The 13,793-nt window shown below is 52.0% G+C and carries 10 protein-coding genes; 3 read left to right on the forward strand and 7 right to left on the reverse strand.

Annotation, left to right across the window (positions count from 1 at the left end; translation table 11 throughout):
• Window positions 1-157: 157 nt before the first annotated feature.
• Complete coding sequence (locus AC07OI_RS11085; RefSeq protein WP_495257253.1) at window positions 158-661, forward strand: Lrp/AsnC family transcriptional regulator; 504 nt, start codon at window positions 158-160, stop codon at window positions 659-661.
• 584 nt (window positions 662-1,245) lie between these two features.
• Here AC07OI_RS11085 and AC07OI_RS11090 read toward each other — a convergent pair.
• From AC07OI_RS11090 to AC07OI_RS11105, 4 genes are all read right to left on the reverse strand, one after another.
• Entirely contained in the window at window positions 1,246-1,932 is a 687-nt protein-coding gene (locus tag AC07OI_RS11090; RefSeq protein ID WP_492702319.1) for a GNAT family N-acetyltransferase, read from the reverse strand.
• A 134-nt stretch (window positions 1,933-2,066) separates the two neighbouring features.
• Window positions 2,067-3,260 carry a multifunctional CCA addition/repair protein gene (locus AC07OI_RS11095; protein ID WP_495257254.1) on the reverse strand — a complete coding sequence of 398 codons (1,194 nt, stop codon included), beginning with the start codon at window positions 3,258-3,260 and terminating at the stop codon, window positions 2,067-2,069.
• Window positions 3,261-3,283: 23 nt separating this feature from the next.
• Entirely contained in the window at window positions 3,284-3,997 is a 714-nt protein-coding gene (locus tag AC07OI_RS11100) for a glutathione S-transferase family protein (RefSeq protein ID WP_492702315.1), read from the reverse strand.
• Between the two features lie 18 nt (window positions 3,998-4,015).
• Window positions 4,016-5,974 (reverse strand): lytic transglycosylase domain-containing protein, encoded by a 1,959-nt coding sequence (locus AC07OI_RS11105; protein WP_495257255.1) that lies wholly within the window; start codon window positions 5,972-5,974, stop codon window positions 4,016-4,018.
• Between the two features lie 33 nt (window positions 5,975-6,007).
• Between AC07OI_RS11105 and AC07OI_RS11110 the strand changes: the two genes are divergently transcribed.
• A complete protein-coding gene (locus AC07OI_RS11110; RefSeq protein WP_495257256.1) occupies window positions 6,008-6,586 on the forward strand; it encodes a 5-formyltetrahydrofolate cyclo-ligase in 579 nt (192 codons plus the stop codon).
• A 118-nt stretch (window positions 6,587-6,704) separates the two neighbouring features.
• Here the strand turns inward: AC07OI_RS11110 and AC07OI_RS11115 are convergent, their stop codons facing one another.
• The 3 genes from AC07OI_RS11115 to AC07OI_RS11125 all read right to left on the reverse strand — a co-directional run bounded on the left by AC07OI_RS11115 (window position 6,705) and on the right by AC07OI_RS11125 (window position 12,133).
• A complete protein-coding gene (locus tag AC07OI_RS11115) occupies window positions 6,705-9,479 on the reverse strand; it encodes a tetratricopeptide repeat protein (protein WP_495257257.1) in 2,775 nt (924 codons plus the stop codon).
• Between the two features lie 102 nt (window positions 9,480-9,581).
• Window positions 9,582-10,703 carry a TatD family hydrolase gene (locus AC07OI_RS11120; RefSeq protein ID WP_495257258.1) on the reverse strand — a complete coding sequence of 374 codons (1,122 nt, stop codon included), beginning with the start codon at window positions 10,701-10,703 and terminating at the stop codon, window positions 9,582-9,584.
• Window positions 10,704-10,726: 23 nt separating this feature from the next.
• Complete coding sequence (locus AC07OI_RS11125; RefSeq protein WP_495257259.1) at window positions 10,727-12,133, reverse strand: alkaline phosphatase family protein; 1,407 nt, start codon at window positions 12,131-12,133, stop codon at window positions 10,727-10,729.
• 391 nt (window positions 12,134-12,524) lie between these two features.
• Between AC07OI_RS11125 and AC07OI_RS11130 the strand changes: the two genes are divergently transcribed.
• Window positions 12,525-13,793 (forward strand): 3-dehydroquinate synthase, encoded by a 1,269-nt coding sequence (locus AC07OI_RS11130; RefSeq protein ID WP_495257260.1) that lies wholly within the window; start codon window positions 12,525-12,527, stop codon window positions 13,791-13,793.

Here is a 13,793-nt window from a genome sequence, read left to right on the forward strand (position 1 = left end):
ATCAGTGTTTGCTGCATCTTCCGCTTTTAGGGCTGGTTTTGATGTAGCTCAAGTTCTCAGTATAGTCTGCAAAACGCGCCATATAATTGCAAAATAACCCAATGGATTATCAATTTGAGCAATAATATTGCTTAATTTATTTAGTATGGAGCAGATTATGCTTGGAGTTGAACTGGATAAGATAGACCGCAAGATACTGGCGATTTTGCAGGCCGATGGCAGGCTGACCAATCAGGAAGTGGCAGAGCGTGTCAATCTCTCACCTTCCCCTTGTTTGCGGCGCATCAAGCGCCTGGAAGATAGCGGTGTCATCCGCAAATATGTTGCCTTGCTGGAACCGGCCAAGATAGGCCTGGGTTTGCTCGCTTATGTCAATGTGCGCCTGGAAAAGCATAGCGATAATCCTGGCAAGGGTGCTTCGCGCTCACCGCGCGATGATTTTTCGGCCTCGGTAGGGCAGTGGCCTGAGGTGGTGGCCTGTTATGCGATGACGGGAGAAATGGATTATCTCTTGCGTGTGCATGTGGAAGACATGAATCACTTTTCACGTTTTATGATGGAGACGCTGTTGCGTCATCCTGCTGTGCTGGATGTGAAGTCTAGTTTTGCCTTGCAGCAGATTAAGGATACGACGGCATTGCCGGTGGTGGTTGGGACGTAAGGGTGAGAGTACGCTGACTGGGTCGTTTTAACTAGGTCGTTTTAATATAACTGGCCTTTACATCGTCGCTCCTGCGAAGGCAGGAGCCTAGTGGCGTTCATTGCCTTGCCGTACTTTGATTAAAACGCTTGCTCTTCGTAGACACAAGCCGGTTCTCGGCCCGGCAGCCGAAATACTTTCTTTGCGTCGCCAAAGAACGTATTCAAAGAAAGGCGACCCAGGCGTCGTCGCCCCCTAAAGGGGGTTCCCGTTTGTGCAGCACAAAAAATGGGAAGACCCGAAACTCGCTTCCCTTGCAGGGCGCACAATCGCTTGCAAGCGATTAGCCGTTACGCAGGCGGGCAGCATGCTGCCCGAAACCCCTGCTACACCTCAAACAGCGGCTCTTCTATTTCCATTTTCTGTACCGCACAAACGGCGTCGACACATGGGAACTGCAAAAGTCAAAAGCAACGTCAATACGACTTGTAATCAGATCTTTTGATATTGAAGTCAATCGACGATTGATATGCAGAGGAAATCAAGGTTTTACCTTCTCTCCCCGTATCATGTCTCTAAGTCGAAACGTCTGAACTTTAAAGTAACTACTTAGAACTATCCTTCATCCCAGGCAAATTACTCAACCATTTGGCAGCAGCGCGGGTATTTGCCTTGATGCTGTAATCAATCGCTGCTACCTGTTCTTGCATGGCTTCCTTGAGTACGCTGGCGGCGTCTGCTGGCATGAGTTTGAGGTAGGCGTCGGCTTCGCCGTAGGCGCGGTGGATTTCCATGCCGGCTTTTTTGGCGATGTGTATCATGGTTTGGTTCGATGACAGGCAATGCATGTACAGGGTGTCAACATCGTCATTGCGACAGTGGATGGCGCCGCGTTCAAACAGTTTGGAACCTATGCCTTTGCCACGGGCAGAACTGGAGACGGAAACGCCAAATTCGGCGACTTTGTCTTTGTCTGTAGCCTCGTCATCTTCTGCGCGTGGGGCATAGGCCAGGTGGCCGACGCCGACAATGCGGAAATGATGGCTGATGACGCCAAATACCTTGTCGCGGGAGAAATCGATACCGTCTACATATTTTTCTATCATCGCATCCGGCAAGTAAGTACCGAAACGCAGTAAGCGGTCACTTTCTTCAAGGCCAAGAAAGTGTTTCATGATGCGATGCCTGTCCTTTTCTGACAGTTCTTTGACGAAAACTGTGGATTTGGATGATTTTTTTGCTGAATCTAACAAGTGATTGGGATCTTCTGGAAAAATATCTGACGCATTCATAGCAGCTCCTTATGGGTAGCCTTTTTGTGCAGTGCACAATGCATTGTAGTTGATCTATGCGGATTATTCCAGAAAAGCCCAAGTTTTGAGAATAAAACTTCTATTCTCTTCATTTTAACTAAATTTAACTGAATTTAACTGTTTTTGGCCCCTAGCGCTGCAATCCTGGCTGCCCGTATCTCCACGGGAATCTGTGCTGGATTATTGACATGCAGGTTGGCTATCTCACCCCCATTGACTTGCTGTGCCACTTCCAGCGCTTTGCTGAGTTGGATTTGTGGCACATATGCAGTGTCTGCCTGAGCATACAGGCAAGCTACGGCACTTAATAATTCATGGAAGCGCTGGGGCTTGCGGTAAGCATCGCAGCGTCCCAGCAAATCTATGACGTCAGCAGCGGACAGTGATGCGGCATCTTTAATACGCAAATGCTCACGCGCCAGCATGACAGCGAGGTCGCGGCATTCTGCCGGCACTTTCAGTCGCTGGCTGATGGCATCGGCCAGTGCCATGCGCTGTTTTTCCTGTGCAATGATAACTTGTCCGTCCGTTTGAACAGCAAGCAGGTCATGCAATAACACGGCATAGCGTGTCGTCAAGGGTTGGCCTGTTTGTGCCGTGGCATCCAGCAAGCTCATCAATTGTTCAGCCTTGCTGGAGTGATTTGCTGCGGGGATAGTCCATAAGACATCAAGCTCAGGCAACAGCCTTTGCAGCGCACCGCAACTGCGCAAGACTTCAAACATGCGTGAAGGACGTGCTTCCATCAAGCCACGTGAAATTTCTTGCCATACGCGTTCTGCCACGAGGGCATCGACTTCACCGGCAGTTACCATGGTTTGCATCAGCGCGGTAGTTTCTTGTGCTACGCTGAAATCATTTGGTGGCGTGGCAAAACGGGCAGCGAAGCGGGCCAGGCGCAAGATGCGTACCGGGTCTTCGCAAAACGCCATTGATACATGACGGAATACGCGGTTCTTCAGATCCTGCAAGCCGCCGTAAGGGTCGATGATATTGCCATCATCATCCTGGGCCACGGCATTGATGCTGAGGTCGCGCCGTATCAGATCCTGTTCCAGCGTGACTTCCGCATCGGTATGAAATACAAAACCCTTGTAACCGGCAGCGGTCTTGCGTTCGGTGCGGGCCAGGGCATATTCTTCATGGGTTTTGGGGTGCAGAAATACCGGGAAGTCCTTGCCAACCGGCAGGAATCCTTTTGCCAGCATGTCTTCAGGTGTGGCACCAACCACGACAAAATCACGGTCTTGTACAGGGAAGCCCAGCAAGGCATCGCGCACGGCACCGCCTACGATGTATGTCTTCATCTATGTCTTTGCAGAGCTAGCGCTCAATCACCATGGCGGCTGTCATGGCCGGGCATGTTTTCAGTTTCCATTAAGGCTTCCCTGACCCACAGGGCTACTGCAGGGTGGGCGATGACGCGGTCAGCATAGGCTTGCAGGGCCGGTGCCAGCGATACACCATAGGTGCGGAAGCGCATCACGACTGGAGCATAGAATGCATCGGCGATAGAGAATGCACCAAACAGGAATTCATGCGCTCCATACAGGGCCAGGCAATCTTCCCAGATTTCACTGATGCGCCCTATGTCTGCCTGTGAACCTATGGTACGTCCCTTGCCAAACAGGTCGGCGCGGATATTCATGGGCATGTCAAAGCGCAGCGAAGAAAAACCGGAATGCATTTCGGCACAAATGCTGCGTGCAGTCGCTCTTGCTGCCACATCTTCCGGCCATAGGTTGAGTATGGAAAATTGTTCGGCCAGGTATTCGCAAATCGCCAATGAATCCCATATCGTGATTTCACCCGCCAGCAAGACAGGCACGCGACCAGCGGCAGAATATTCGGCAATGCGGTTGGTGGTGTCTGGCTGGTTCAGCAGTATGCGTATTTCTTCAAAGGGGATGCCAAATGCCTTCATCAGCACCCAGGGGCGCATGGACCAGGACGAGTAATTTTTATTCCCTATCACCAGGCGCAAACCAGCACGGTGCTGATCCAGCATGGCGGCCAGGGCAGGTTGCATTTCTGTATCTTGCATGATGTCTACACTTGAAAATTAAGGAAGATCAGGGTCGCCAGCAGTCATGCCCTTGGGCACGACGACGCCCAGGCGTGTCTTCAGTGATTGCGGTTTTTTCTCGAACAGGGCGGCGTAGTAAGTCGCATTCGACAAGACGTTTTTGACATATCCTCGGGTTTCGTTGAAAGGAATCGTCTCGGCAAAAATAGCTCCCTCCACCGGCTTGCTGAGCTTGGAACGCCAGGCGCGCGGACGGCCAGGGCCAGCATTATAGGCAGCTGATGCCAATGCTTGCGAGCCACCCAGGTCAGTCAAGACCATGTTCAGATAATTTGTGCCCAGGGCAATATTGGTTTCTACATCATTGACCTGGTTGGGCACAAAATTACCCAGGCCAATTTTCTTGGCTACATAACGTGCTGTTGCCGGCATCAATTGCATGAGACCAGAGGCCCCCACATGCGATTTGGCATTCATGATGAAGCGTGATTCCTGGCGTATCAAGCCATACACCCAGGCCATGTCCATACCAAGTGCCTGGGTAGTCTTGTACATACTGTCGTTGAACGGGGTAGGATAGCGCTGGCTGAAATCCAGTTCACCCTTGGTGCGGTCAGAAGTATTGACCATGCGGTCGAGCAAATTGTTTTGTCTTGCCAGTTCAGCTGCCGCCAGATGCTGGCGCTCGCTCATCTTGCGTAATTCCCAATTCCATTCACGCGTACCTTCAAAGCGCAAATTCATGGTGTAAAACCTCAACGCCCTTTGTAGGTTGGGGTTTCTTTCCATTGGTGCCAGTTCTTCTGGCGTCAATGGCTTGACGGTCGCTGGCAAACCTATTTTTTGACCCTGCTCTTCGAGCGCGAGCTGGCCATAGAAATGCAACTGATCGGCGATGCTGGCAAACTGCGCGCGCGCTTCTTCGTTCTTGCCTTCTGCCTTCAGGGCACGGCCATACCAATAAACCCAGGTTGGATCGCTTTTCAGGCTGGCAGGCATGGCGGTGATACTGGATTTCACCAGCTTCCAGTCAAGTTCACGCAAGGCCGTGCGGGTACGCCATTGGTAAGCCTCCACCGTTAAGGGGGCAGCTTCGCTTTTTTGCCAATAGCCTAATGCTTCTGGCTCCAGTTTCAAGGCAGCCTGCATTGCGATCTGGGCCCAGCCCAAGGCGCGTTCATTATCAGTGAACAGGGCTGCATGACGACTTAGTGTAGCCGCAGCCTGTTCATGATCAGTTTTTGCCAGGCGACCAAGGGCAATCAGGTAGAGCTCATGCGCAGCATGTCCGGCATCGGGTGCTTTTTTCAACAGGCCAGCGGGTTTGTCGATGACTTCTGCGACTTGTTTTTCTGGCACATTGAGCAGTTTGCCCATACGTTGCGCCAATGGTGTGGCACCGTTTTCTGCTGCCATGCGCATTTGCGCCCACAAATCATACTGGTTGAATTGTCCAGTTGTGGCCAGATAAGTTACCAGGGCATGACAGCCTTCGCCATAATCGCGTGGGCTATTGAGCAAGTTGCGTGCTTCGGTCGCCACTTTCTGTTGCTTCATGGCTTTCGATAGCAGGGAATAGCAGCGCAACTGATTGTCATCAGCAACGACAAATTGCGGGTATTGCTGATCGAACAAGTCCCACTCACCGCGTCTGCCCAGCAATAACAACCAGTCATTACGCAGCCGGTCAGCAATCGCGCTACCTTCATACTTGCTAATAAATTCACGGAATTCGTTATTGCTGGTTTTTACCAGGCGCGCCCGTATGCGGTAATAATCGACATAGGAAGGGATGTCATAATTCTTCAATGTCGCAGCATATTGCTCGGCACTGGCGGCATCATCATGGAAAGCCGCATCGCGCAAGGCCATGAAGCGGTCATCATCATTGGCAATCAGGCTCCTCTTCGCCGGTGCTGCGTAGGCGAAAGGACTTGTTGCGAAACCTGCTAAGATCATCAGGCTAAGACCAGCTAAACTTTTTTTCACAGACATCTTTTAACAGTTTGAGATTACATTTCTGACAGTATGACACAGCCCAAGAATAGCGAACACAAAGTCATCGTTGAAACAGCGCAAAGTCGCTCTGAATTGCGCAAGCTTTTACGCAAAAAGCGCCAGGATATGACGGCAGATCAAAAACTGGCGCTGGATACTGAGATCGGAAGACAATTACTTGCATGGTACAGGCAAAACAAGCCAGCCAGCCTGGGGGTATATTGGCCTATACAGGCTGAACCGGATTTGCGCCCCTGTTACCAGCAATTGCTGGATAGCGGCTTGCACCTGGCCTTGCCACTGGTGACAGGCAAGGACATGGCTTTGAGTTTTCTTGACTGGCAAGCAGGAGATAGCATGACGGTCGATAGCTACGGTATCGCCATCCCCGCGCATGGCAGACTGGTCAGCCAACCGCCGGTCCTGATTATTCCCTGCCTGGGCTGGAATAAAGCAGGCTATAGGCTGGGCTATGGCGGTGGTTTTTATGACCGTACTCTGGCAGCCAGCCCACGTCCTACGGCGATAGGTATCGCCTACGCCTGCACTGAGGCTGAATTTGCCTCAGAGCCGCATGATATTGCGATGGATTTCATCATTAAGGCTTAGAGGCTGTTGCGAAATTAACCTGGCGTTGTTGCGCCTCCTTGCCGTACTGAAGTACTGTCTGCGTCGGCGACGCCTGGCCACCTTAATTTCGCAACAGCCTCTTAAATTAAGACAGGCCTTATTTTTCACACCAGGTTTGCCACATGGCGCGGTAAGCTGCTTCCAGCTTGCGGCAAAAACCGGGTTCATCCATGAGCTTGCTGTTTTGCATCTGGCTGCGCTGGCTCAAACGCAAGGTGTTCAGATAGTCTGGATTGGATGCCAGGCTGACGACTTTTTCTACATACTCATCTTCTGTACGGGCTATCCATTCTGGTCGTCCCAGGCCTTCCAGTATGCTGCTGCCTATACCACCAACGCCGGGGCGACCCAGCAGGGTCACAAAGGGCACACCCATATACAGGGTTTCAAACAGGGTTGTGCCAGAATTATGCGGGAAGCAATCCAGGCCTATGTCTATCCCCCTTAGTACATCCCATGGCGGGCTATGGACGCCTATCTGCAGGCGATTTTTGCTTATGCCCAGCGCCGCAAATTTATCTTCAAAGGCGGTGCGCATGGCAGCATCACTGAAGTTGCTGCTGTCTATCACCAGCCTGGCATTTGGCAGTCGTTGCAATATTTTTGCCCAGGCATGCATGACTTTGTGATTGATGCGTACTGCACGGCTTAGTGTGCCTAGCGTGATATAGCCATTTTTCAGAGCTGGCAGGGTAGAGACTGGACCCATGCCATCCTTGGGCCGGTAGGCAAATACGGGGCTATCGACACGCCAGATTTTTTCTGCAAACAGGGCTTCTGTCCGGTGCGGGGCCGTGCATGAGTCTGCCAGAAAATAATCGATGGCCTGCAAACCGGTCGTGTAGCCATAACCGAGCCAGGACAGGGATACCGGTGCCGGTTTGCGGGCGAACACCCGCAGACGGTTATTGCCAGTGTGCCCGGCCAGGTCTATCAGTATGTCTATGCCATCAGCACGGATTTGGTCTGCCAGTACGTCATCACTTAAATGTGAAGTCGGTACCCAATGATCGGCATAGCCGCGATAGCGTGCGGATACAGCATCTTCAGTCTGGAGTTCAGAATAGGCATAAATCTCGAATTTGCTCTTGTCGTGATGAGCGAGCAGTGGCTCAAGAAAATACTGTACCGGATGCTGGCGCAAATCAGGTGAGACATAGCCTATTTTCAGGCGACGATCAGCTGTCTTGCTATTTGTATGAGGGCGCTGCAATTGATATAGCGGCGCCGCAAAGCGCTGTTCATATTCACGGTAAGCAGCAAAAATTTCTTCTGCACTCAGGTCAGGGTGATAGTTCAGGGCGAATAGCAGATTGCCATAGGCTTCAGAAAAATTCGGGCGGTATTCCAGCGCAAGGCGATAAGCATCCACCGCTTCGGCGATCATGCCCTGGTCATCAAACAGGGCACCCAGGCTGTTATATACATCGGCAAAATCTGGCTTGAGCTTGATCGCCTGTTGAAAGCACTTGTGTGCCGCGGTAAACCGGCTAAACAACATATGCAACTTGCCATAGTCATGCAGGACAGTGAAGGAATCGGGATTGAGTTTGAGTGCCTGCTGATAACAGGCCTCAGCTTCCGCATAGCGTTTTTGTTCGGATAGCAAACGCCCCAGATTGCCATGATGATCTGCATTGCCAGGTTCAAGCGCGAGCGCTTTGCGGTAATTTGCTTCTGCCTGGGCGACCTGTCCGGTACCGCTGTAAATATGGGCAAGATTGTTCAGGGCGATACTGAAGCAAGGATTGCATTCGAGACTGCGCTGATAGCTGGCTTGCGCCTCTTTTAATTTGCCCTGCGCCTGCAAAATCACGCCAAGATTGCCATGTGCTTCTGTGAAATCTGGTTTGAGTTGTATTGCCTGCTGATAATGTTGTATGGCATCCTCAACCAGGCCCTGTTCCTTGAGTACAACCGCAAGGTTATAGTGATGAAGCGGTTCAGCCGGTGCCTGGCTGATCATCTGCCTGTAGATGTTTGCCGCATCAGCAAAACGCCGTTGTTGCATATACAGGTTCAGCAGACTGTCACGGGCACTGGCATTATCCGGTTGGCGTTGGCAGAGATTTTGCAGCAAGGTTTCAGCATCGGCCTGCCTGCCCAGCTGCTGATACAGGTTGATCAGGAAAAAATCGGCATTCACCAATTCAGGTTGCGCGGCAATCGCTTTTTGGAAACAGGATTCTGCCTCTGTCATGCGTCCCTGGCTCGCATGTATCATGCCCAGGTTGCAATAGCCGTAGTAGTGCTGGGTGTCCAGTTTAAGTAATTCTTCGTAATGTCGTACTGCCCCGGCAAGATCGTCACGTTGTTGCAATAGCAGGCCAAGATTGAAGTGCGCATGCGTCAATTTCGGGTTGATTTCCAGCGCATGCGAGTACGCCTGTTCTGCCTCGGAATTTTTGCCCATGAGTGAGAGGCTGACAGCAAGATTGAAGCAGGCAATGGTATGGTCCGCTTGCTGGGCAATAACGTGCTGGTAACACTGCACGGATTCGGCAAAGCGTGACTGGCCATCCAGTGTCAGGCCCAGATTGATCCAGGTTTCCAGCGACTCTGGTCTGGCTTGCAAGACCAGGCGGTACAGCGCTTCGGCATCTGGCAAGAGCAATCTCTCATACAGTCTGTCAGCAAGGATATTGACGGGCAGGTTTTCTGCCGGATCCAGTCCCAGTTTTTGATAAGCAATAGCAATGGCATTCTGCTCGTCTGCCAGCATGACAGTAGTCGTCGATGCAACTGGGGTGTTTTGTCCGGTTGGGGGTGCGGGCGCAGATGCCGGCGCACGTTGCTCAGTAACGGCTTCTACAGGCTGTTGTTGGGAAGATTCTGTTGACTTTGAAAAAGTGTTTTTAAGCCATTTCAACATGGGAGCTGGTCGTCTGGTTGGTCTCAAGTTCAAGTATTTTAACCAGTAATCAGCGTTACTGGCGGCAAATCGAATTAAGCAGACGGCGAGCTCCCGGATTGCTCAGCGAATAATATCCGGATTCAACACCTCTTCATCTACCCTCGGTGTTTGTCCGCGCAAGACTGAATTGCCACTATACAGGGTGCGCTGGTCTATCCTGGCTGGCTGGCACCAGTGGGCTTCCTGCATTTCCTGGTTCAGACCGTAGACGGACAAGGCATTGGCATACACCACTTTGTGGATGACTTCGGCAGAGATGCCACGGCTGGCCATCAGGCGGGCTGATTTGGGTACAGCCAGTGGGTCAGACACGCCCCAGTCACAGGCAGAGTTGACGATGATGCGTTCAGGGCCATACTGCTTGACGATGTCAGACAGCCTTTCATTACCCATCTTGGTGGATGGGTAAATCGTGAAGGCGCACCAATAGCCGCGGTCCAGTACCTCTTGCACGGTTTCTTCATTGTTATGATCGATGACGCAACGGGCCGGATCAAAGCCACATTCCTCTAGCACATCCATGGTTCGGGTGGTGCCGCGTTTCTTGTCACGGTGTGGCGTGTGTATCATGATGGGCAGTTCAAATTCCAGCGCCATGGCGATTTGTGTACGCAGGGCTTTGTCTTCAAGTTCGGTCTGCTCGTCGTAGCCAATTTCACCGAGTGCCACCACACCTTCCTTGCCGAGATAGCGTGGCATGATGTCGAGCACCGCTTCTGCCAGTGCCGGGTTATTCGCTTCTTTGGGGTTGAGGCCGATTGCGCAATAATGGCGTATGCCAAACTGCCCGGCGCGAAAACGCTCAAAGCCGGTGATGGTAGAAAAATAATCGATGAAACTGCCTACATTGGTACGCAATTGCCCCAGCCAGAAAGCCGGTTCTATGACAGCGACAATACCGGCCCTGGCCATGGCTTCATAATCATCGGTAGTGCGGGCGATCATGTGTGCATGCGGGTCTATCATCATGCCATTGCCACCGCTGGGCAATTGACGGAATGCTGCCTGCCCCTGTTGCAGTTGCCCGGCCTGGGCAAGCAGGTTTTGCAGCATCTGGGGCGTGATCGTGCCATTGCAGCAGGGGCAGGTCACTGCACGGTCAGAAAACATTTCATCGACTATCGTGCTGTCGGCGACGAAGTTGCCTGGGTAATTACCTGGGTTCGTTCCATTCTCGTTCATTTGCCTGCTCCTGAGTCGTATTTTCAAACATGATCTTCAAACATGATTTTTAAAGCGATGTCCTTGATATCTGCTGCATGGACATCATTCCTGTCATCTGCCACAACCTTATCCAGTATCAGCAAAGGACCATCGGCCACATCATCCACCGGCCTGCCATGCGAGCCTTTGACCAGGCTGGCATCGAGGCCAATGACGTTCATCAGGCTGCGGAAGCCCAGCATGCGCTTGCCCAGCCGCCATGCCACTGCCAGTTTGGGGAAGCGGATATTCTTATCGACAAACAGCTCAGCCGGGTCATAGCCGGGTTTGCGGTGTATTTCTACCGTGCGTGCAAAATCGGGCGCGAGTGCATCGTCTTGCCAGTAATAGTAAGTGAACCACGAGCGCTTGTCTGCCATCACCACCAGTTCACCAGAACGCGGATGATCCAGTCCTATCTCTGCCCGATCGCTACCAGCCCAGATTGTTTCCACGCCAGCGACATTGCTGAGCAACCTGCGCACGGGGGCGATCAGTTCCGGCCTGGAAATATACACATGGGCAAACTGATGATCTGCCACGGCATAAGCACTGGAGGCGATAGGGTCCAGCAATTCAGCACCATCTTCTTCACGCACGACCAGGTAGCCTGCTTCGCGCAAGATGCGGTTCAGGTGCACAGGTTGGTCAACGGCAGTAATGCCATATTCAGACAAGACCATGACGCGACGGCCAGCCTGTTGCGCATGGGCAATGAGATCACCAGCCACTTCATCAATTTCACGCAGCGACTGTTGTACTGCGGTATTAGTCAGGTCTGGCCCGTGCCTTTGCAAGTCATAGTCCAGATGCGGCAGGTACACCATGGTCAGGGTTGGGTCTTTATCGCTGATCGCCAGTTTGGCGGCATCGGCTATCCAGCGGCTGGATTTGATCGTAGTAGCCGGTCCCCAGAATTGGAACAAGGGGAAAGCCCCCAGTTTTTTTGTCAGTTCTGCGCGCCAGTCTGGCGGAGTCGTATAGCAGTCCGGCAGCTTGCGGCCATCCGCCTTGTAGATAGGGCGAGGGGTAATGCCGTAATCATGGCTGGATGCCATGTTGTACCACCAGCACAAATTCGCGCAAGTGAACTTGGGGTCACGCGCCTTGCCCGCTTCCCAGATTTTTTCTCCCGCCACGAGCTTATTGGATTGTCGCCAGAACCAGATTTCTGCCAGGTCGCGGAACAGCCAGCCATTGCCGACTATGCCATGTTGCTGTGGTGCCAGTCCCGTCATCAGTGTTGCCTGCACAGTACAGGTGACGGCGGGCGTCACCGTTTGTAAAGGCAGCAGTTTGCCTTGCTCAACAAAGGCTTTGAGCCTGGGAGTATATGCCCCCAGCAGGCGCGGTGTCAGTCCAACTATATTCAATATCAGCAAGGCTTGCATGGGGCTGTCTTTTGTCATTCGCTAAAGTGAAAAACATGATTTGTGCAAAGGCGCATACGTGGAAGCCGCGGGATCCAGATTAGCTTGTTGCCTGATTATCATCTTAACCTGCAGTTAATTGCAACCACAGTTTAATGAATAAATGTTTCTTTTTAATTAATTTCACTGAGGGTGAGTATTTAAGCATTTGTTTCAAAATAAGCATTGATTAATTTGCAATAATGTTTCAATATTTGCGTTCGTATATTGCAATTAAGTCTGTGACATCTGCTATTGGGGAATCAAGTTTGTTGTTTGGCGGATTTGTAAATTTGCAAATAAATGCATATCAGTTTTATAATCATTTTCAGCAAGGCGCATTCAGGCACGACAGCAAACTGGAAATGGATACCCATGGAGAGGATTTATCGTGAAATTGGCTGAACTGAACAGCTTGCCCGATCTGGAGGTGACAGCACCAGCAGCCTTGCGTGGTACCTGGCAACAGCAACATGTACGCGTCGATTATTCCTTCCCTGTGGTATCGACCCGCGATGCCTTTGATATTGCCAATCCCGATTTTCGTGCAGTGATCACGTTGCGTGAACCGCAACGCTGCCATCGCATTGCCATTTTCCTGGATGAAGGTGTAGCCAGGGCCATGCCCGGCCTTGCCGAGCAAATCAGGACTTATATGCGCTTCCATCATGAAGCCATGGAATTGATCGGTGACATCTTCATGATGCCCGGTGGCGAGGCCTGCAAGAATGATCCTGCCCTGGTGGAAAGGCTATTGCAGGCGCTATCTGAACGCGCGATAGACCGGCATTCCTATTCCATTGCCATCGGCGGTGGGGCCGTGCTGGATGCGGTGGGCTATGCCTCGGCGATCTTTCATCGCGGCGTGCGGCATATACGCTTCCCGACTACCGTGCTGGCGCAGGATGATAGTGGTGTGGGTGTCAAAAATGCGGTTAACTGGCAGGGACAAAAAAATCTCATCGGCACCTTTGCGCCGCCCTGGGCTGTCGTCAATGATGCGCGCTTTATTGATATCTTGCCCGCCCGTGAAAAGCGTGCGGGGCTGGCAGAGGCCGTCAAGGTTGCCCTGATACGTGACCATGCATTTTTCCTGATGATGGAAAAGCAGTTGTCCGCGCTTGCGGCATTTGACAGCGTAGTGTTGAATGCCGTCATTGCCCGATCCGCGAGTCTGCACATGCACCAGATTGCGCATGGCGGTGACCCTTTTGAAAGCGGCTCGGCGCGGCCACTGGATTATGGACACTGGGTTGCTCACAAGCTTGAGCGTCTGACTGCACATGCTTTATCGCATGGCGAGGCGGTTGCCATAGGTCTGGCGCTGGATGCGCGTTATTCCTGCCTGGCGGGTTTGTTGCCCGCCGGTGAAGACGCGCGCATCCATCATTTGCTGACGCAACTGGGTTTTGATTTGTGGCATCCACAATTACTGGCGCAAGATGCGCAAAGTGAATTACTGGTTCTACAGGGCCTCAAAGAATTCCGTGAACATCTTGGGGGGGAGTTAACCATCACCCTGCTGGCGGCCATAGGCAGTGGTGTTGAAGTGCATGAAATGGATGCAGAACGGGTGCGCTCAGCGATAGACTGGCTGCAAAATCTGCATGTAAATTCGACTGCAGATTTACAGCCTGCCATGGCTGGCATGTTGAGTTGA

It is taken from the genome of Undibacterium sp. GW821-FHT07F11, from assembly GCF_059418665.1.